The sequence below is a fragment of the Streptomyces sp. NPDC002671 genome (assembly GCF_053592475.1).
In genome coordinates, this window is sequence record NZ_JBSFVU010000038.1 from 15,048 (window position 1) to 34,347 (window position 19,300).

Genomic DNA, 19,300 nt, shown 5'->3' on the forward strand with positions numbered 1-19,300 from the left:
TGAGCGACGCGGAGACGGCGACGGGAGGAGGAGCCCGACTGCTCGGCTACGCATTGCTCGGCCTGGGTATTGCAGCGATCAGCCCCGTCGCCTTCGGCCACGTGGCCCAGCGGCACTTCGCCCGACCGAGCCCCGCGATCGCGGCCGTCTCCCGAGTCCGTGGACTGCCCCCTGCGATTTCCCGGCCAGTATGCCGACGCCGAATCCGGCCTGCACCAGAACGTGCAGCGCTACTTCGACCCGGAGACCGCGGCGTACCTCTCCCCGGATCCGCTCGGTCTGGAAGCCGGCCCGCACCCGTACTGGTACGGCCCTCACCCGCTCACCTGGACGGACCCTCGTGGTCTCGCGCTCTGCCGCACCACTCCGCGGCTGGAGAACGGAAACCCCAAGGAGGGCTGGCAGCACATCGACGAGCGTCATATCGCGGGAACCGCCCAAGGCGGCCACGGTGATCTCATGCCTCCGTCGACCACCCGTGAGCAGGTGGAGAAGGCTGCGAGGACAATGATCCAGCGAGGTCAGCGTGTATCGGATCCCTCACGCCGAATCCAGACATTTGAAAAGAGAATGACCGTCAACGGCATGTCGGCCCGGTACCGACTCATCGTCGATTCCGGGGACGGAAACCGCATCATCACCTTCTTCCCGGTAGGAAAGAGCTACACACCGTGATCACTGTGGAGTTCACCGTACGACCCGGCCAGGGCGACGCCAGCGGGTTCGATCTGGGAGACATGACCGTCACCGGGGACCTCGGTACGGCCGACTCGGCCGGGCACGTCCCCGATCAGGGGATGATGATCTACCTTTCGGTGGTCCAGCTGCTGGACAGCCTGGGCGACTTTCTCCGGGGCAATGCCCGCGTGCTCAGCTACATCGGTGCCGACACCTCGTTCAAGCTTGTGGTGCGACGGAACAAGGGCGGTCTGTCGGTCGCCGGCAAGAACGGCGCAGTCGCCCGGACAACCGCTCCAGAGCTCGCCTCCGCCGTGCTGCACGCGGCCGAAGACCTGGGGCGCTCTCTCCCCCAGGAAGACCCGGTCGCATCCGACTGGGAAGCCGTCGTCACGGCGTTCCGTCCCCTCGCATCAGGCGGAAAGGGATAAGGGCAGGCGCTCGAAGGGCTAGCAACGGCTGTCCTTCCTGAGGCTCGGGGGCCCGTGCGTGGTGGTGAGCTCGTCTGCACGGTCCTCTTGGAACCCACCCCTGCCAGCAGGTACTACACGCTACGGATCACCTACCAGCACAGACACCGACCGCGCGTGAGAGTCATCGACCCGCCTCTGGCTCTGCATTCGCGTGCCACGGCCTTGTCGCACGTCTATCCCGACGGTGACCTGTGCCTGCACCTGCCATGGGAGTGAAAGGAGGACATGCTGCTTTCAGACACCATCCTGCCGTGGGCCTCGGAGTGGCTCCTCCACTACGAACTGTGGCGAGTCGTGGGGCGCTGGACCGGCAGTGGTCACGAATACGCTGTTCCGCCGTCTGCTGAGGCCGACGGTGGAGATCAGCCGACTGCCGGAGGCGCGTGCCGACCAGCGCCTGATCTTGCAGGGCGGTCGTCTGGGAACCGGATTCCGAAGTCGGCTCCCAAAGCAACCCCACAAACCACTTAGGGGCCTGACCCGCTAAGCGGATCAGGCCCCTAACCTGGTACTACGGCGTCGGGGTGGCGGGATTTGAACCCACGACCTCTTCGTCCCGAATGAGGTTCGGCCAAGAGCCACACCGACTGTTCTGCTGTTTTACCTGGTCAGGGCGTTGGGGTGAGGTGGTCTCGGGTGGTCTTGAAGGGGCCTGGGGAGCGGGTTGGCTTCCAGTTGGCTCCCAGCCGGACATCGGCCAACGGCCGCTGGGGTCGCCCGTCCCGCCGTATCGGCTCGCGTGGAATCCTTGGTGCAACGCTCGACCGACGGGCTCAGATCACCGTTGAGGGTACGTGCTTGCTCAGGTAGCTCTTGAAAGTCTTCCTGATCTCGGCTTGGAGATAGCCTGCCGCTGCCTGCGGTGAGTTGGGCACCACGTCCGGCTCGAAGCCTCTCTTTCGGGTATCGAGGTACCGCACGATGCTCGATGACCTGGTGTTGGAGACGAAGAGCTCGTTCTGGGTGCGAATGTCTGCGCGCAGCCCCTCGAAGTTCCGCGCGAGACCGATGCCGAGGTTGGAGACGTAGTACTTGCACTCGACGATGAGGACGCACTGACTGCCCCGTGGTGCGATGCCCTGCGCCCGGCTCAGGGGGGCTTCCTCCGCCGGCAGCACCAGCACGTCGCACTCGTGCAGGACGCCCGACGCACCGGTCACGTACACGCCGAGATGGACCTCAAGGGCGGGAGCACCGTCGAACTCGATCACGGCGTGGGTGAAGGGCTGGCTGTACAAATGACCAGGCCCCGTTCGGAAGACAAGACTGCTGGTCTTTGCTCCGTAGACGTCTTCGTAGGTGACAGTGGCGCCGTGCCGACTCGCAGCGGCGACGATCAGGGAGAAGATGAAGCCTTCGTAGACGTCGGACGGCTTCGAAGCGGAGTCGTATGACACCGCCCCCGTCTCCAGAAGGTTTTTGATCTCGTTGACCAGGTGATCGACCGTGCTCAACTGACAACCTCCCTCGGGGCTTCGGCCAGCAGTTGACTGACGCGCGTACGTCGCTCAGTCGGCATCCGATCTCCCCGGAACTCCGTTCGGCTACGGCGCGATCGAGCGCATGCCAGCAGGGTCGTACCGGCGAGTGCGGCATCGGCGCCGTCGGACGAACCGCCCGGAGTGAACTTGGTGTTCCACGGGTTGAGGGTGACGCCCCACAGGCGGGTGTTGGTGTACGTCGCGATGGAGAACTCGGGGGCAGTGGTGCGGGCATGGACGGTGCCGCCCGCGTTCAGGATGCGGTCGACGAGCGGGTGGTTCTCGGTGGCGATCTCGTCCAAGATCTTGCCGCCCGGCTCAACACCCCTGACGCGCGGGAGATCCTCGACGGCCTCACGCCCGAAGCTCGCTCCCTCGCCCGAAGGCTGATCACCCTGGCCTGGCGGGGCGCCCCGGCTACCTTTCCGGCGCGTTCGCCGCCCGCGCCTTCTCGGGCATGAGGGCCCCCTGTGGAGCGATCTTCGATAGCCCCCGTCAGGGGGTTGGCGTTGCGAGCTCGCGTCTCTAACGTATAGCGGAACATGAGCCCCGCTCACATTTAAGGATCCATGCGATGACCATGGTTCAACCTCAGCACCGCAGACTCAGATCCCTCACGGTGGCGTCACTGCTCCTCGCCGTGATGGCCTTGGTGCTCGGTCCGATGCCCAGCTCCGCGGCGGAGTCCAACTGGTGGGATCCGTCCGCGCGGCCCGCGCCCGACTCGCAGATCAACGTCACTGGTGAGCCCTTCAAGGGCACCGACGCCCAGGGGCGCGTCAGGGGCTTCGTCGACGCCCATGACCACATCATGTCCAACGAGGGCTTCGGCGGCCGGCTGATCTGCGGCAAGCCGTTCTCGGAGCAGGGCGTCGCCGACGCGCTCAAGGACTGCCCCGAGCACTACCCCGACGGCTCGCTCGCCATCTTCGACTTCATCACCAAGGGCGGCGACGGCCGGCACGACCCGGTCGGCTGGCCCACGTTCAAGGACTGGCCCGCCCACGACTCGCTGACCCACCAGCAGAACTACTACGCCTGGATCGAGCGGGCATGGCGCGGCGGCCAGCGGGTGCTGGTCAACGACCTGGTCACCAACGGCGTGATCTGCTCGGTCTACTTCTTCAAGGACCGCAGCTGCGACGAGATGACCGCCATTCGTCTCGAGGCGAAGAAGACGTACGACATGCAGGCCTTCATCGACAAGATGTACGGCGGTCCGGGCAAGGGCTGGTTCCGGATCGTGACGGACAGCGCGCAGGCCCGAGAGGTCATCGAGCAGGGCAAGTTGGCCGTCGTTCTGGGCGTCGAGACCTCGGAGCCGTTCGGCTGCAAGCAGATCCTGGACATCGCGCAGTGCAGCAAGGAGGACATCGACCGGGGCCTGGACGAGCTGTACAAGCTGGGCGTGCGCAGCATGTTCCTGTGTCACAAGTTCGACAACGCTCTGTGCGGGGTGCGCTTCGACTCCGGCGCCCTCGGTACGGCCATCAACGTGGGCCAGTTCCTGTCGACCGGCACCTTCTGGAAGACGGAGACCTGCCGCGGCCCGCAGCACGACAACCCCATCGGCAACGCGGTGGCACCGCAGGCGCAGAAGCAGCTCCCGAAGGGCGTGGCCGTCCCCTCGTACGCCTCGGGCGCGCAGTGCAACACGCGCGGGCTGACCGACCTGGGTGCGTACGCGGTGCGCGGCATGATGAAACGCCACATGATGCTGGAGATCGACCATATGAGCGTCAAGGCCGCGGATCAGGCCTTCGACATCCTCGAGTCCGAGTCGTACCCGGGCGTCATCTCCTCCCACAGCTGGATGGACCTGGGCTGGACCGAACGGCTCTACAAGCTCGGCGGGTTCGCCGCCCAGTACATGAGCGGCTCCGAGGCGTTCAGCGCGGAGGCCAGACGCACGGAGGCGCTGCGCGAGAAGTACAAGGTCGGCTACGGCTACGGCACCGACATGAACGGTGTCGGAGGCTGGCCGGGCCCACGGGGCGGGGACACCCCGAACCCGGTGAAGTATCCCTTCCGCAGCACGGACGGCGGCTCGGTGATCGACAAGCAGACCACCGGCGACCGCACATGGGACTTCAACACCGACGGCGCCGCGCACTACGGCATGGTCCCGGACTGGATCGAGGACATCCGGATCGTCGGCGGCCAGCGGGTCGTGGACGACCTCTTCTCCGGCGCCGAGTCCTACCTTCGCACTTGGGGCAACACCGAGAGGCACAAGGCCGGGGAGAACCTTGCCTCGGGCGCAGCCGCCACGGCGTCCTCGTCGGAGTGGTGGAACCCGTTCGTCAGCTTCGCGCCCGGCAAGGCGGTGGACGGTGACACGGGCACCCGCTGGGCCAGCGAGTGGAACGACGACCAATGGCTGCGGATCGATCTCGGATCCGCGAGGCCGGTCGGGCGCGTCACCCTCGACTGGGAGACGGCCTACGCGAAGTCGTACCGCGTCGAGCTGTCGGAAGACGGCACGAACTGGAAGACGGTGTGGTCCACAGCCTCCGGTGACGGCGGCCTGGACACGGCACGATTCGCCGGAACTCAGGCGCGCTACGTACGGATCAAGGGGCTGGAGCGCGGCACCCAGTGGGGCTACTCACTTCGCGAGGTCGGCGTCTACGCCGACTGAGGCACCGGTGAGGCGGTGTCCAGGGCCCGGGCCTGCCGGATCGGCTCTCCTGACCCGGCCGGCCCCGGCCGACTTTCCGGCGCCTTCGCCGCCCGCGTCTCCTCGGGCACGAGGGCCCCGGTGGAGCGATCTTCGATAGCCCTCGTCAGGGACTTGGCATTGCGGGCTCGCGTGCCTGACGCATGAGCAGAACATGACCCCCCCACTCACATTTGAGGATTCGCGTGGGGTCGGCCGCTGACCCTGGAGCAGGCCGTCGTGATCGCGACCGACCTGCCCACCGAGGACCCCGGCGGCGACGACCCCGGGGGTGAGGAGTACGTGGTCGAGGGCGGCCTGCGCTTCGGGGCGCCGTCGCTGACCGTCCGGTTCGACGACGGTGTCCGCGGCTTCGAGTGGGGTTCGGCTCGCACACGGTCGAGGGTGACCTGCTCACGCTCTCCTTCACCGACCGTGTCCGCTCCCTCGGTCTCGACCTGCACTACCGGCTCCGGGACGGCCATGACCAGATCGAGCGCTGGGCCGTCCCAACCGCGGACGAGCCGGTGGACGTTCTGCGGTTCGACTCCGCCGCCTGGACGCTGCCCGCCCGCGACGACTACCGGGTCGGTCACGTGGTGGGGGAATGGGGCCGGGAGTTCCAACTCCAGCGCGACCGGGTGCCCGTCGGGGAGACCGTGTTCACCAGCCGTCTCGGCATCACGGGAGAGCACGCCGGACCCTGGCTGATGCTCGACGCGCATGACGCGGCCGAGGAGCACGGCGAGGTCTGGAGCGCGGCCCTGGCCTGGAGCGGCAGCCGCCGGATCACCCCGCGCCGCGCCCCCTACGGTCGCGCCTCCTGGACGGGCGGGTTCGGACACGAGGGACTCGTCTGGAAGCTGGGCGCTGGCGAGCGTCTGGAAACCCCTGTCTTCACCGGGCTGTATGCCCCCGACGGCTTCGGCGGCACCAGCCGCCGCTGGCACGCCTACGTCGAACGTGAGGTGCTGCCCGCCCGTCCGGCCGAACGCCCGCTGATCTTCAACTCGTGGGAGGCGACCGAGTTCGACATCAGCGAGAAGCAGCAGACCGAGCTGGCCGACCTGGCCGCAGGTCTCGGCGTCGAGGTCTTCGTCGTGGACGACGCCTGGTTCGGCGCCCGCACCAGCGACATGGCCGGTCTCGGCGACTGGTGGCCCAACCCCGACCGCTTCCCGAACGGCCTGGGCCCGCTCGCCGACCACCTCCGCGCGCTGGGCATGGGCTTCGGCCTGTGGGTCGAGCCGGAGGCGGTCAACCCCGACAGCGAGCTCTTCCGTGGCCACCCTGACTGGATCCTCTGCCAGAAGGGCCGTACCCGCACGCAGCGTCGCAACCAGCACGTGCTGAACTTCGCCCGCCGCGACGTCCGGGAATGGGCGGTTGAATGGCTGGTCAGGACCATCACCGAGTTGGACGTGGTCTTCCTCAAATGGGACATGAACCGGCCCTTCAGCGAGGCAGGGCAGCCCGGGGCCATGTCCGCGCTGGGCGCGGCATTGTCTGGAAGGTCAAGAGCGTCCGTTAGAGCTCAGCCGGGCGCTGGACCACAAACTGGTTGCCAGTCACCGGAGCCGGTCGTTCAGGTAGCCGTTGAGGACTCGCTTGCACTCGGCGATCAGCTGGGGGTCGCCCTGCGGATCGGTGCGGAAGGCCAGTTTCAGCACGCTGTCCGCGCACTCCAGGGCCACCCGCACAGCGATCTCGAGTTCGGCGTTGTCCTGGACACCGGTCAGGGAGGCGGTCAGTGAGCGCAGCCGTCCGGCGACCGCGGTGTTGTTGTCCAGGGCCGGCTCCAGGATGTGGTCCTGTCCCGCCGCGCCGAAGTCGACCACGCCGAAACCGGTGATCGTCCGGCGCATGGCGACGAACTCGTCGACGGTCACATCCACGATGCCCGGGATGCCGTCGGGCGCCTCGCGCTCCAGCCGGTCCGAGACCCGCTCCAGGAAGGACTCCAGATTGCGGGCGGCGAGCGCGCCGATCAGCCCCTCCCTGTCGGAGAAGAACTGGTAGAGGGTGCCGATGGGCACCTCGGCTCTGCGTGCCACCTCTTTGGTGGTCAGCGCGGCATAGCCGACCTCGTCCAGGAGTTCGGCGCAGGCGTCCAGCAGTCGTTCGAAGCGTTCGGCGCTGCGCTTCTGGACCGGCAGCCGGCGCAGCGTCCCCGCGGTGCGGTCTTGATTCACGCTTCCATCATCCCATCGGGCCGACTAACATGAGCACTACTCATGTTTTAGGGGGTGCGCGTGACACTGGACCATCTGCCCGCGGACTTCATCTGGGGTGCCTCGACGGCGTCGTACCAGATCGAGGGCGCCACCAAGGAGGACGGTCGCGGACCGTCGGTATGGGACACCTTCACAGCCCGCCCCGGCACGATCCGCGACGGGCACACCGGTGACGTGGCCTGCGACCACTACCACCGGTACGAGGAGGACCTCGCGCTGCTGGCCGAGGCGGGCCTCACCGGCTACCGCTTCTCCATCGCCTGGCCCCGGATCCAGCCGACCGGCAAGGGTGAGGTCAACCTCCGGGGCCTGGACTTCTATGACCGGCTGGTCGACGGTCTGCTCGTACGCGGCATCGAACCTGTCCCGACCCTGTTCCACTGGGACCTCCCACAGAGCCTCGAGGACAGCGGCGGCTGGCTGAACCGTGAGACCGCACACCGCTTCGCCGATTACGCCGCCATCGTGGCCGACAGGCTGGGCGACCGCGTCCAGAAGTGGATCACCCTCAACGAGCCGTTCATCCACATGGTCTGGGGCTACGGCCTCGGCACCCACGCGCCGGGCCGCACCCTGTTCCTGGACTGCCTGCCGGTCGCCCACCATCAGCTGCTCGGCCATGGCCTGGCGCTGAGGGAGCTGCGGGCACGCGGCCTCCAGGTGATGATCGCCAACAACTGCACCCCGGTCTGGCCCGCCTCGGACGCTCCCGCCGACCGCACCGCCGCGCGAGCCTATGACAACCTGCACAACCGCCTGTTCAACGACCCGGTGCTCACGGGCACCTACCCCGACCTGTCGGCCTTCGGCGCGGACGCCACCCTCGGCGGCTCCGTCCGGGACGGCGATCTCGAACTGATCTCGGCCCCCCTGGACGCGCTCGGCATCAACTACTACAACCCGACCCGGATCCAGGCGCCGGCGTCCGAGGGGCTGCCGTTCGAAGAGGCCCCCATCGAGGGCTACCGCCGCACCGCCTTCGACTGGCCCGTCGTCCCCGACGGCGTACGGGAACTGCTCGTCGGCCTCAAGGAGCGATACCCGGCACTCCCGCCGGTTTACATCACGGAGAACGGCTGCTCGGTCGAGGACGTCGTCAACGCGGACGGCACCGTCCTCGACCTCGACCGCATCGACTACTTGGACACCCACCTCCAAGCCGTCGACGCCGCCGTAGCCCAGGGCGTGGACGTGCGCGGCTACTTCACCTGGACCCTGATGGACAACTTCGAATGGGCCGAAGGCTTCAATCAGAGATTCGGCCTGGTGCACGTCGACTTCGACACCCAGGTCCGCACCCCCAAGGCCTCCTACACGTGGTACCGCGAGCTGATCGCCACCCACCGGTCCCGGCACGGGAGGTAGGCGGACGGTCTACCCGGACGAGGCGCGGCAGATTGGCAGTCCTGACTGGAACCGGCATGGTCGCCAGCCTCCGACGTGGCACGACAGTAGGTGGAGACTCCGGCCGCGCCAAACGGCCACCCCCATCAGGTCCGTCCGGCCCTTTCATCCGAGCCGAGGCCGCAGAGTGGGCTGGTGCGGGGGAGAAGCCGGGGAGGCCGCGCACGTGGGCCCGTCGGCAGCTGATCGACGCGATGCGGTGGCGGACCCGGACCAGCGTGCCGTGGCGGGACGTCCCCGAGCGGTATGGGCCGTGGGAGCGGATCCTGGAGGAACTGCAGGTCCAGGCCGACGCGAAGGGGGCTGATCGGCTGGGACGTGAGCGTGGACTCGACTGTCTGCGGTGCCCACCAGCACGCCGCCGGCGCGCGTAAATGTGGATCTGCAGGTCGAGCCACCCGGCGGTGTTCTCACCGAACCCGACGACCACGGGCTCGGACGTTTCCCAGGTGGGCTGACCACCAAGAGCCACCTGGCGGTCGAGCAGGCCCAGAAGCCGACGTCACTCGTGATCACGGCCGGCAATGAGAAGGAACCGCTCACCCCGTCCGCCCGTCATCTCCAAGGGGGTTGCCACAGACTCGACGCCCCTACAGCTCTTCACCACCGAGGCCCGAGGAGATCCATGGTCGACACCGTCAGCTCACTGGCCACCCGTCTTCACGAAGTGCTGGTGGAGCTCCTGACCAAGGGACCCGCCGTGGCGGGTACCAGGGGCCTCCACGACGTTGTCGCGCGTGCCACGGCGCTCGGCCCCGACGGTGCGTGGATCGCCGCTTCGGGTCACGCGAGCCTCGCTGGACTGGCGTGGGCGCAGGGGCAGGCGGAACCGGCCATCCTCCACCTGGAGGCCGCGGTGTCAGGGGGCTTCAACGACTGCGTGGTGCTCCACATGGCCCCCATGCTCCCGCTGCACCGAGACCCCCGCTTCCGGGCGCTGTACGAGCGGATGCGTATCACCCAGGCCGACCTCGACGAGTTCTTCTGGCTGCACCGGGAGATGCAGATCACGGTGAGGGAGGCCCAGGACGCGAGCGTCGACAACATCGGCCGCCTCGACACCGGGGTATCGCTGCTCCCGCAGGCCCCCATGCCGACCCGCGAACCGAACACCCTCGGCGTCCTGATCACCCGCATCGATCTCGCCGCGGCCCAGACCGCGCTCCAACAGGCCGCCGTGAAGGCGAAGTTCCAGCGCAGCTCCGGCAACACCAGCCTCAGCCTCATCGACGACTCGTGGGACTACCCCCGTGCCATGCGCGACGCCTGGCACGCCGACGAGCTGGAAACCCGGCGCCGGCAGGCCGCCGAGGCCCGGGCCTTCGTCGAACGCCCCGGCGCCGGAACCGCGCTCGTCCCCTGCCCGCCGCTGGGCTCGATCAGCTACCCGGAGTGAGGAGGCCGGACCCGGGAACCCTGGCCGGTGCGGCTTCCCCGCCGGCCGCCCCCGCCATTTCGCGCGCCTGCCCCCTGTCCGCACGCGCCTCCCGCGGCCCACACCTGCGATCACCACCGCGGACACACCGCGCTCGCCGTGCGAATTCGAGTCGGGTCTCGCCGAGATCGGTGACAACCAGCTACGGAGAGCACGACGCCGTCACCGGCCGGTGGCGGCACGCTGGCAGATGCTCAGGCTCCGGTCAGCCAGCCTTCTTCGAGACCGCCGAGAACGAACCCGTTCTCGAAGCGCACCCTGTACCTGATCTGAGCGCCGACTCCGGCGTCGAACGCTCCCGGCCCGATGACCCGCTGACGGAGGTCCTCGACCAGGCCGGCCGCGAAGCCCTCGAGTCGGACGTCGCGGATCTGCTGGTCGAAGTTCGCGAGCATGTCCTGGGACGCGCCGCCGGCTTCCTTTGCCAAGCCCGTGTCCGTGACGATGCCCGCCAAGCCGCCGGCCAGGAACAGCGGACCGGGGAAGCCGATCCTGGCCGCCGTGCCGTCTGCGGTGACCTGCACATCCCTGGTCAGCTTCACCTTCGCGCCGATCTCGTACGGCATGGGTGGTACCCCCTCGTCCGATCTTGGTCGTGACCGGGGCAAGCGTAGTCGGGGTGCCATGGAAGGAAAGGGTGTCCGGCAAGATCAGGAGCCCCACGACCTGCCAGACAGGGTCGGACAGCCGATGGCGCACGGGCGCCATGGATCGCCAACAAGGCAGACTAATAGGTTAGTTGGTCCATCGTGCTGGTGGCCTGGCTACAATGACACCCTGTTCGACGGGCCGAGGGCTTCCACCAGCGCTTCGGTCTCGTCCACGTCGACCACGACACCCAGGTCCGCGCCCCGAAGGCGTCTTTCGCGTGGTACCGCGACCTCATCCGCACTCAGCGCGTTTGAGCCGCCCGCCGAGCACACGCGGATCCCGTACGCGGCCGAGGTGGCCGGCGCCGTCCGTCTCCTCCACGCCGCTCCTGCTCCTGTCCATGTGCCCCATCCGCCGCTCATGCGCCGCGCTCCCGCTCCCGCCCAGTGTCGGCATGTCCCGCCCGCGGCGCGATTCGGGGCGGTCGGGCGCAAGGGGCCGTGATCCGGGAGGCGCCGCGCGTCGGCGTCAGGACGGGGTCCCCGGGTCGGTGTACCGCAGCAGGGCGCCCACGCCCTCGTACAGCCTCAGCTCGCTCTCCGGTACGACGACCAGCTCGGCACGGGTGCCGACGAGGGCCCGGACGAGGGCCTCGTCGGCGCGTTCCTCGCGCGGGGCCCGCACGCCGAAGGACATCAGCTCCGCCTCGGTCAGGGCGAGCTGAGTGGGCTGGGAGCCCGCCCAGAGCCGCAGCGAAGACTCTGGCGGTCGGTTCAGCAGCAGTGCCGCGACCTGGCCACGTTGGAGGGCGGCGACGGTGGCGGCCAGCCCTTCCGTCATGGGTCCGTCCAGGGCACGCCGGCCGATGAAGGTGTCCACGAGTTCCCGGTCGTGCGCGGCCATGCGGCCGCGGAACACGCCGTCGAGCTGCGGCTCCAGCAGGGCGCGTCCGGTGTCGGTGGGGGTCCGGCCGCCCACGCGTACGACCTTGTCACGCAGGGTGTGCGGCAGGCGGCGGATCAGTACGTTGCACGCCCACTCGTCCCCGCCCACCACGACGGCGTCGGCATGGGCGCGCCGCGCCCGTTCGTCCAGCCGGTGACCGAGCCGGAGGGAGGCGTGGTGCCAGGTCGCCACCGCGACTCTGCGGTGCAGCCGCTCACCCGGGGTGACGGTGGACGTGGGCCAGGTGCCGGTCTCCGCCTCCAGAGTTACCCAGCCGTGGGTCTCGGCGGTCGGAAGGCCGCCGTAGCGGACGACTACGGCCATGTAGGGGATCTCCGGAAGGTGCTGGGTGACCAGGGGCATCGCGTCCGGCAGGGTGCTGTAGCGCGCGGAGTCGTGCTCGGGCGGCCTGGGAAGCTCCCCATCCAGGACGAGCGCGCCGTGGGCGGCGAAGATGACCTGACCGTGCACCCCCGGCACCTCTGTGTCGGCGCCGACCACCTCCTCCAGTACGTTCAGCAGCGCCCGGTCCGAGCCCTGACGGGACAGACTCTCGCGCAGCCGCCGCCAGCGCAGCGCGATCGCCCGCTCGGGATGCTCGACGTTTCGGGAGGTGTCCAGGTACACGGAGGCGAACGGGCCCGGCTCCGTGTAGAGGGGTTCAAGGAACGACAACTTCATCGCCACTCCTCGTCGATGGTCTCCCTTCCCTTTAATGATGCGCGCCCCGGGGGCGATGGAGCTCGACGAGCGCAAAGCGGTGCGGAACGCGGGGCGGTCAGGCGCCGGCAGCAGCCGGCCCATCGTGAGCTGAGCTTCATGGCCTGAACACGATCGAACGCCCCTACGACGGATGCGGGAAGTGCCTGCTCGGCGTGCGACGGCTGTCGCGGATGGAGCTCGCCACGTCGTCCCCGGAGCGGCAGCGCGAGGACGTGCTCACCGCCGCCGCATCCGTCGGAGGCCACATCATCGGCTGGGCCGACGACTGGGAGGCGTCGGGCGCACCGCCCGATGACCCGGCCGCAACGTCGTGGACTGCCTCAACACTGGCTACAAGATGCGGGACGAGGGGAAGCGGCTCGTCACCTGCGGCCATGACGGTCCGTGGGACCTGGACGACCAGGTCGACGAGAACCGCTTCACCATGGAGGCCTGGGGCGCGCAGATGGAACTGCGGGCCATCTAGAGGTGCACACCGAGACACGCACGACGATGCGCAACGGGCACCGGGCGAAGGTACTGACCACCCAGGCCGGGGACCTGGACCCAGCGATCCCCAAGGTACGCACAGGGTCGTTCTTCCCGTCGCTGCTGGAACGCCGACGCCGCATCGACCAGGCTCTCTACGCGGTCATCATGGAGTCCCGGATCTGCGGTGATCTCGACGTGGAACTGAGCGTGTTCCGCACCCGGCCCCTGGACCACACCAGCTTCCCCTGCATCTATCCGGACGCCACCTACTGCAAGGCCCGGGTGAACCACCAGATCGTCTCGCAAGCCGTGGTCATCGCCACGGTCTTCGCCCAGCCCACCGCCGACGCCGTCCGCACCCAGCTCGACACCGTCGCCGATATGCGCGGACGGCAGTTCCCCAAAGTCAGGGCCATGCTCCTGGAAGCGAAGCAGGACCTGACCGCCTTCGCGGGGGGTGCAGCGCGTGAAGCTCTTCCAGCTGCCCGGCCACCGTGTCGATGAACTCGGCCAGCTGGTCCGGATCCATAGTGACCGCCCTGATGTTCCAATCGCTCGGATATGTGCGCTTGGCGTGGGACGAGTACGCCTTGGCGCTGGCGACTGCGTCCAGGTGGTGCGCGGGTGTCCGACTGGGCGCACGGCCATGGAACGAGCCGAACGCCCATGAAGTCAGCGGGGGTTGGCCGATCGTCTCGCCGGGTGGGGGGACGCCGCTTGTGCGAGCAGCCCGTCGACGAACGCCTGGAGTCCCTGGAGGTAGGTGTCTCGTGCGGCCGGTGCGGTCCAGTCGTCACCGATGGCGGCAAGGCACGGCGCCTGGGACGCGTCACGATGGCTTCCACCATCCACGGCGCGGACTCGTCGAGGAGGCCGACGAACCCGTCGACGGTCAGGATCTCGGCGGCCCACGGCCAGACCGCGAGGGCGTCGTGCATCGCGGTGGCGGCCGTGACGATGCGCTCCCGCGGGTCGTCGGGCAGCTCGGGGCGTTCGAGCTGGTCGATGTAGTGGTTGAGCAGGAGGACCAGGAGGTCCTCCTTGTTCTGGATGTGGTGGTACAGGGTCGTCGCCCCGATGCCGAGCTCGGAGGCCAGTCGGCGGATGGTCAGCTTCTCCCAGCCGTCCCGGTCGATGAGCCGACGGGCCGCCGTCAGGATCTGCGTGCGTGAGGTCACCGGCGGACGGCCGGTGCGGCCTTGCGGCGCGAGCGGTGCGGACGGTCCGGGCCTACGCCCTGACCTTCGGCGGACTGTTGCTGCTGGGCGGCAAGGCGGCCGCCCTCGCCCCGGCCGCAAACGGGTCCTGCTGTTCGGACTCGGCCTGTTCGGACTCGCCTCCCTCGCCGGCGGCTTCGCCCAGGAGCCCGGCCAGCTGATCGGCGCCCGGGCCGCCCAGGGCATCGGGGCGGCCGCCCTCGCCCCGGCCGCACTGGCGCTGCTGACCGCGACGTTCCCCACGGGCAAGGCTCGCGTGCGTGCCTTTGGCGTCTGGAGCGCGATGAACGCCGCCGGAGGCGCCCTCGGCGTCCTGGCCGGCGGCCTGCTCACCCAGTACGCCGGCTGGCGCTGGGTGATGTTCGTGAACGTGCCGATGGCCCTGGTCGCGCTGGCTCTGGCCTGGCGCGGCATCGTCGACAGCCAGCCGACGCAACGCGGCGGACGCCCCGATATGCTCGGAGCCGTCCTGGCCACGGGAGGCCTGTGCCTGCTGGTCTTCGGTGTCGTCGGCACCGATCAGCACGGATGGACCACGGCGGTCACCCTGACGACCCTGGCGGTCTCCGTTCTGCTGCTCGCCGCCTTCATCCGGGTCGAGCGGACCACCGCGCGCGAACCGCTGGTCCGGCTCGGCCTGTTCGCCAACCGCGCGGTGGCCGGCGTCAGCAGCTACAACCTGCTGGTCGGCGCCGTCATGGCCTCGGCCTTCTATTTCATGTCCCTCTACCTCCAGCGGGTCCTCGGCAAGGGCGCGGCCATGACCGGGCTCATGTTCCTGCCGTTCGCCCTCGGTGTGGTCGTCGGCTCCGTGCTCGCCATCAAGCTCGGCTACCGGGTCGCTCCCCGCACTCTCATGGTCTGCGGCGGCCTGCTCACCGCGCTCGGGTTCGCCTGGTTCGGCCTGATCAGCCCCGACGGCGGCTTCCTCGCCGATGTCCGGGGGCCTTCGATGGCCGCGAGCGTCGGCTTCGGCCTCTGCCTCGGACCGGTCGTCTCCACCGCCACCGCCGGCGTCGCGCCCCACGAGACCGGCACCGCCTCCGGCCTGCTCAACAGCTCGCGCCAGATCGGCGCCTCGCTCGGACTCGCTGCCCTCGGCACCGCGGCCGAACACCGCACCGGCCACTCCCTCACACCCCAGGCCCTCAACGACGGGTACGCCGTCGGCCTGAACCTCAGCGCCGCTCTGCTGGTCGCCGCCGTCCTCATCGCTCTCACCGTCCTGCGGCGGTCCGACGCACCAGCACCGGCACCGGCGAGTGTGCCCGCGCCGGCTCCCAGCGAGACGGCCGCCAGCTGATTCCGGGCCGCCCGTCCGGAATTAATCCGTGAATTATTCATACTCGCTGATGAGTAATTCACCTAGGCTGCGACATCGAATGTCGGTAATGTAATTCAGGTCAGTGACCGATCAATGTGAGGTAATTCCATGATTACCCGGGCGGGGGGTTCCGGCGCGTGATCGGCACGGTGACGGCGGTCAGCAGCGACCGCGAGCACGCGTTCAGCAAGCCGAACCGGGACAGCATCACCCTGCTGGCCGGGCTGGGCGTGGAGGGTGACGCTCATTCCGGTGTGACGGTCAAGCACCGGGTGCGGGTGGAGCAGGACCCCACGCAGCCGAACCTGCGCCAGGTCCACCTCATGCCCGAGGAGGTATTCGCCGAGCTCGGTGCCGCGGGATTCCCGGTGGCGCCCGGCGGACTCGGGGAGAACATCACCACGCGCGGCATCCACCTGCTCGGCCTGCCCGTCGGCACGCTCCTGCGCATCGGCGCTGCCGCGGTGCTGGAGGTGACCGGCCTGCGTACTCCCTGCCGGCAGATCGACGACTTCCAGGACGGGCTGCTGAAACAGGTCGTCGGCCGGGACGAGGACGGCACCGTCGTGCACAAGGCCGGAATCATGAGCGTCGTACAGGTGGGCGGTGTGGTGCGCCCCGGCGACGCGATCGAGGTGGAGCTCCCGCAGGAGCCGCACGTCCCGCTGGGCCGGGTCTGAGGCTCCCGGCCACCTCACCTTCGTGGAACCGCTCGCGCTCCCCCTGCGCGGGCGGTTCCGCATGTCGAGGGGCGTCCACTTTGGCGCGGATCCCAGAAAGCATCCAGATTCTGGCCAGTCGCAGGTGTGAGTCTGGGTCGGGCTTCCGATCGCTCCTGAGCCGGCCCATACCCAGGCCAGGGTGCGCAGAGCCGCTCGCACCAGGCCGACGAACCGGAGTTAACGGATGTCACAGGAGATTGTGCGCCCAAGGCCGTGGCCGTGCAGCTCCCGCATGGGAACCGGAGACCCTGCGACAGGAGGTCTCCCGGCTGCTGGACATGGAACTGCGCCCCGAGCACGACGACGTCAACCTCTTCGAACTCGGCCTGCACTCCATGCAGCTGATGGTTCTCACCAACCGGCTCAACCGCGCCGGCGCCCGGGTCGACTTCAGACGTCTGTCCGCGGATCCCCGTCTCGCGGCGTGGTTCGAGCTGCTGACGAGCGCGGCCGGACCCATACCCGCATCGGACGGAGCGGCCGGCAGACCCGTCCCTGGCGTTTCCATCGACGCCAGGGAACCCTTCGCGCTCACCGCGGTGCAACAGGCGTACTGGATCGGGCGCGGCGACGACCAGCCCCTGGGCGGGGTCGGATGCCATGCCTACCTGGAGATCGACGCCCATGAGGTCGACACTGGCCGCCTGGAGAGCGCCGTACGCGCCCTGCTGGATCTGCACCCCATGCTGCGGGCCAGGTTCGAGGCCGACGCGACACAGCGTGTGCTGCCCCGGTCGCCCTGGCCCGGCCTGACCGTGCACGACTTCACCGGCCTGCCCGCCCAGACCGCCTCCCTGGCAGTGGAGGAGTTGCGCGGGCGGCTCTCGCACCGCCGGCTGGATGTGCGCGCCGGCGAGGTGCTGGACCTCCAGCTGAGTCGGCTGCCCGGAGCCGACCGGCTGCACCTCAACGTCGACCTGCTCGTCGCCGATGTGCACAGCATCCGGCTGCTCCTCGCCGACCTGGCCGCGCTGTACGAAGACCCCGCGGCGGTGCCCGCGCCGACCTACACCTTCCAGCAGTACCTGGCCGAACGGGCCGGGACCCGGCACAGGGAGCGGGAGACGGCGCGCGCGTACTGGCAGCGCCGGCTGCCGGAGCTGCCCGGCGGTCCCCGGCTGCCACTGGCCGTCGAGCCCGCCGACCTCCCGGTCACCCGCTTCGTACGGCGCACCCACGAACTGGCACCCGGCGAGGCGCACGCCCTGCGGCGGCGGGCCGCCCGGGCCGGCGTCACGCCCGCCGTGCTGCTGGCCACGGTCTTCTCCGAAGTCCTCGCCCGCTGGAGCGGCGAGGACCGGTTCCTGCTCAACCTGCCCCTGTTCGACCGGGATCTGGAGGCGCATCCGCACATCGGGCGCATCGTCGCGGACTTCACCAGCCTCGTGCTGCTGGAGGTCGACCTGACCCGCGGGGACGACTTCGCCGAACGCGCCAGGGCCGTGCAGCAGCAGCTGCACGAGGACGTGGCGCATGCCGCCTACACCGGCGTGGACGTGCTGCGCGACTTCGTCCGCGCCGACGGGGACGCGCCGCGCAGCACAGCCGTCGTCTTCGCCTGCAACCTCGACGCCCCCCTGGTCCCGGACGCCTTCGCCGCGCGTTTCGGGGAGTTGTCCTGGATGCTCTCCCAGACCCCGCAGGTCTGGCTCGACCACCAGGTCTAGCCGCCCGGGACGGGGGCCTGCTGCTCGCCTGGGACACGGTGGACGACCTGTTCCCCGTGGGGATGCCGGCCGCCATGATGACCGCGTACACGACGCTGCTGCACGACCTCGCCGCCGACGACGAACGCACCGACGCGGACCTCGCCCTGCCCGTCGCCCAGTGCCGCCGCCGCGACGAGGTGAACTCCGCGACCCGCGGACACAGCGGACGCCTGCTGCACACGGCCTTCTTCGAGCACGCCCGGGAGCGGGCGGCCGATCCCGCACTGCTGTGGCAGGAGAGCGGGCGGCTCACCCACGGCGAACTGGCCGAGCGGGCCCTGCGCATCGCCGGGGCCCTTGTCCGGCGGGGCGTCGGACGCGGCACGTCCGTGGTGGTCACGGCGCCCAAGGGACCGGACCAGATCGCCGCGGTCTTCGGCGTCCTCGCCGCGGGCGCCGCCTACGTGCCCGTCGGCGTCGACCAGCCGGCCGCGCGCCGCGACCGCATCCTGGAGCTCAGCGGGGCCCGGATCGTCCTGGACGGCACCGGAGCCCCGCAGTCGCCGGGCCAGGACACCGAGGTGCTCGCCCTCACCGAGGCGCTGGCCGATGAGCCGCTCGCCGCCCCCGTGCCCGCCGGCCCGGAGGACACGGCGTACGTCATCTTCACCTCCGGCTCCACCGGCACGCCCAAGGGCGTCGAGGTGAGCCACCGGGCCGCGGTCAACACCGTCGAGGACATCGACGAGCGGTTCGACATCGGTGCCGGCGACCGGGTGCTGGCCGTCTCCGCCCTGGACTTCGATCTCTCGGTGTGGGACGTCTTCGGACTGCTGGCCGAGGGCGGCGCCCTGGTGCTGGTGGACGAGTCCGACCGGCGGGACGCGAACCGATGGCTGGCCCTGTGCGTCCGGCACGGGGTGACCGTCTGGAACAGCGTTCCCGCTCTGCTCGACATGCTGCTCACCGCGGCGGACGGGACCGCGCTGCCCGCCCTGCTGGTGCCCGCCGAGGCGCCCTCGTGGAAGGCGGTGCTGGAGGAGGTGTGGCCGGACGGTGTGCTGCACGCCCTGGACGAGCTGGCGGCGCGGATCGCCGAGGGCGGCGATTCATTGCGCGGCCCACAGCGGCATCTGACGGTGGCTCACGCCTGGCAGGAGCTCACCGGAGCTCTCGGATATCCGCAGGAGGCCGGTCCCCGGCCCGGGTCTCCGGTGACGGCGGCCGACCTGCTCCCCATCGTGGGGTGAAAGGGGGTTCCGCCCCGAGTACAGTTATCGTACGCGTACAAATA

At 69.4% G+C, this 19,300-nt stretch carries 17 protein-coding genes and 3 pseudogenes; 14 read left to right on the forward strand and 6 right to left on the reverse strand.

The genetic code is table 11. The features are described from left to right. The first annotated feature begins 159 nt into the window (after positions 1-159). Together ACWD35_RS37490 and ACWD35_RS37495 are read left to right on the forward strand one after the other, a co-directional pair. Entirely contained in the window at positions 160-675 is a 516-nt protein-coding gene (locus ACWD35_RS37490; RefSeq protein WP_451355847.1) for an RHS repeat-associated core domain-containing protein, read from the forward strand. Beyond that, complete coding sequence (locus ACWD35_RS37495; protein WP_451355848.1) at positions 672-1,109, forward strand: hypothetical protein; 438 nt, start codon at positions 672-674, stop codon at positions 1,107-1,109. Before ACWD35_RS37490 ends, ACWD35_RS37495 begins: the two co-directional genes overlap by 4 nt. A gap of 815 nt (positions 1,110-1,924) precedes the next feature. On the opposite strand, the gene ACWD35_RS37500 is transcribed toward ACWD35_RS37495, so the two are convergent. Continuing rightward, positions 1,925-2,605 carry a hypothetical protein gene (locus ACWD35_RS37500; protein WP_451355849.1) on the reverse strand — a complete coding sequence of 227 codons (681 nt, stop codon included), beginning with the start codon at positions 2,603-2,605 and terminating at the stop codon, positions 1,925-1,927. Further along, positions 2,602-2,934, reverse strand: coding sequence for an amidase family protein (locus ACWD35_RS37505; RefSeq protein WP_451355850.1), 333 nt, complete (start codon positions 2,932-2,934; stop codon positions 2,602-2,604). The genes ACWD35_RS37500 and ACWD35_RS37505 overlap by 4 nt, the downstream gene beginning before the upstream one ends. A gap of 272 nt (positions 2,935-3,206) precedes the next feature. Here ACWD35_RS37505 and ACWD35_RS37510 point away from each other — a divergent pair, with 272 nt between their 5' ends. Together ACWD35_RS37510 and ACWD35_RS37515 are read left to right on the forward strand one after the other, a co-directional pair. Continuing rightward, positions 3,207-5,273, forward strand: coding sequence for a discoidin domain-containing protein (locus ACWD35_RS37510; protein WP_451355851.1), 2,067 nt, complete (start codon positions 3,207-3,209; stop codon positions 5,271-5,273). Positions 5,274-5,668: 395 nt separating this feature from the next. Continuing rightward, positions 5,669-6,712, forward strand: a pseudogene (locus ACWD35_RS37515) (alpha-galactosidase); the annotation flags it as partial. A gap of 147 nt (positions 6,713-6,859) precedes the next feature. Here ACWD35_RS37515 and ACWD35_RS37520 read toward each other — a convergent pair. Further along, positions 6,860-7,483, reverse strand: coding sequence for a TetR family transcriptional regulator (locus ACWD35_RS37520; protein ID WP_451355852.1), 624 nt, complete (start codon positions 7,481-7,483; stop codon positions 6,860-6,862). Positions 7,484-7,543: 60 nt separating this feature from the next. Here ACWD35_RS37520 and ACWD35_RS37525 point away from each other — a divergent pair, with 60 nt between their 5' ends. The 3 genes from ACWD35_RS37525 (at position 7,544) to ACWD35_RS37535 (ending at position 10,325) form a co-directional block, all read left to right on the forward strand. Continuing rightward, a complete protein-coding gene (locus tag ACWD35_RS37525; RefSeq protein WP_451355881.1) occupies positions 7,544-8,890 on the forward strand; it encodes a GH1 family beta-glucosidase in 1,347 nt (448 codons plus the stop codon). A gap of 233 nt (positions 8,891-9,123) precedes the next feature. Further along, complete coding sequence (locus ACWD35_RS37530) at positions 9,124-9,303, forward strand: hypothetical protein (RefSeq protein ID WP_451355853.1); 180 nt, start codon at positions 9,124-9,126, stop codon at positions 9,301-9,303. Between the two features lie 251 nt (positions 9,304-9,554). Next, on the forward strand, positions 9,555-10,325 hold the full coding sequence (locus ACWD35_RS37535; protein ID WP_451355854.1) for a hypothetical protein: 771 nt from the start codon (positions 9,555-9,557) through the stop codon (positions 10,323-10,325). Between the two features lie 233 nt (positions 10,326-10,558). Here the strand turns inward: ACWD35_RS37535 and ACWD35_RS37540 are convergent, their stop codons facing one another. Then, positions 10,559-10,930, reverse strand: coding sequence for a hypothetical protein (locus tag ACWD35_RS37540; RefSeq protein WP_451355855.1), 372 nt, complete (start codon positions 10,928-10,930; stop codon positions 10,559-10,561). A gap of 222 nt (positions 10,931-11,152) precedes the next feature. On the opposite strand from ACWD35_RS37540, the pseudogene ACWD35_RS37545 reads away from it, so the two are divergent. Beyond that, a pseudogene (locus tag ACWD35_RS37545) lies at positions 11,153-11,269 on the forward strand (family 1 glycosylhydrolase); the annotation flags it as partial. 214 nt (positions 11,270-11,483) lie between these two features. Here ACWD35_RS37545 and ACWD35_RS37550 read toward each other — a convergent pair. Next, positions 11,484-12,581 carry a baeRF2 domain-containing protein gene (locus ACWD35_RS37550; protein ID WP_451355856.1) on the reverse strand — a complete coding sequence of 366 codons (1,098 nt, stop codon included), beginning with the start codon at positions 12,579-12,581 and terminating at the stop codon, positions 11,484-11,486. Positions 12,582-12,960: 379 nt separating this feature from the next. Between ACWD35_RS37550 and ACWD35_RS37555 the strand changes: the two genes are divergently transcribed. Together ACWD35_RS37555 and ACWD35_RS37560 are read left to right on the forward strand one after the other, a co-directional pair. Then, positions 12,961-13,089: a hypothetical protein gene (locus ACWD35_RS37555; RefSeq protein WP_451355857.1), complete on the forward strand. Its 129-nt coding sequence runs from the start codon at positions 12,961-12,963 to the stop codon at positions 13,087-13,089. Continuing rightward, positions 13,077-13,418: pseudogene (locus ACWD35_RS37560) on the forward strand (transposase); the annotation flags it as partial. The gene ACWD35_RS37555 and the pseudogene ACWD35_RS37560, both read left to right, overlap by 13 nt. On the opposite strand, the gene ACWD35_RS37565 reads toward ACWD35_RS37560, so the two are convergent. Next, on the reverse strand, positions 13,361-14,272 hold the full coding sequence (locus ACWD35_RS37565; RefSeq protein WP_451355858.1) for a TetR/AcrR family transcriptional regulator: 912 nt from the start codon (positions 14,270-14,272) through the stop codon (positions 13,361-13,363). The pseudogene ACWD35_RS37560 and the gene ACWD35_RS37565 overlap by 58 nt on opposite strands. On the opposite strand from ACWD35_RS37565, the gene ACWD35_RS37570 reads away from it, so the two are divergent. The 4 genes from ACWD35_RS37570 (at position 14,259) to ACWD35_RS37585 (ending at position 19,256) form a co-directional block, all read left to right on the forward strand. Next, the gene (locus tag ACWD35_RS37570) at positions 14,259-15,614 is read left to right on the forward strand and encodes an MFS transporter (RefSeq protein ID WP_451355859.1); all 1,356 of its coding nucleotides are present in this window, start codon (positions 14,259-14,261) and stop codon (positions 15,612-15,614) included. The genes ACWD35_RS37565 and ACWD35_RS37570 overlap by 14 nt on opposite strands. 158 nt (positions 15,615-15,772) lie before the next feature. Next, positions 15,773-16,315, forward strand: coding sequence for an MOSC domain-containing protein (locus ACWD35_RS37575; RefSeq protein ID WP_451355860.1), 543 nt, complete (start codon positions 15,773-15,775; stop codon positions 16,313-16,315). A 320-nt stretch (positions 16,316-16,635) separates the two neighbouring features. Further along, positions 16,636-18,024, forward strand: a complete 1,389-nt coding sequence (locus ACWD35_RS37580; RefSeq protein ID WP_451355861.1) for a condensation domain-containing protein — start codon at positions 16,636-16,638, stop codon at positions 18,022-18,024. Positions 18,025-18,062: 38 nt separating this feature from the next. Beyond that, a complete protein-coding gene (locus ACWD35_RS37585) occupies positions 18,063-19,256 on the forward strand; it encodes an AMP-binding protein (protein WP_451355862.1) in 1,194 nt (397 codons plus the stop codon). Positions 19,257-19,300 lie beyond the last annotated feature (44 nt).

Excerpts from the sequence above, each read along its gene's own strand:
- ACWD35_RS37555 (WP_451355857.1), top strand. The coding sequence starts at position 12,961 with ATGCGGGACGAGGGGAAGCGGCTCGTCACCTGCGGCCATGACGGTCCG.
- ACWD35_RS37510 (WP_451355851.1), top strand. The coding sequence starts at position 3,207 with ATGACCATGGTTCAACCTCAGCACCGCAGACTCAGATCCCTCACGGTG.
- ACWD35_RS37550 (WP_451355856.1), bottom strand. The coding sequence starts at position 12,581 with ATGAAGTTGTCGTTCCTTGAACCCCTCTACACGGAGCCGGGCCCGTTC.
- ACWD35_RS37535 (WP_451355854.1), top strand. The coding sequence starts at position 9,555 with ATGGTCGACACCGTCAGCTCACTGGCCACCCGTCTTCACGAAGTGCTG.
- ACWD35_RS37580 (WP_451355861.1), top strand. The coding sequence starts at position 16,636 with ATGGAACTGCGCCCCGAGCACGACGACGTCAACCTCTTCGAACTCGGC.
- ACWD35_RS37530 (WP_451355853.1), top strand. The coding sequence starts at position 9,124 with ATGCGGTGGCGGACCCGGACCAGCGTGCCGTGGCGGGACGTCCCCGAG.
- ACWD35_RS37540 (WP_451355855.1), bottom strand. The coding sequence starts at position 10,930 with ATGCCGTACGAGATCGGCGCGAAGGTGAAGCTGACCAGGGATGTGCAG.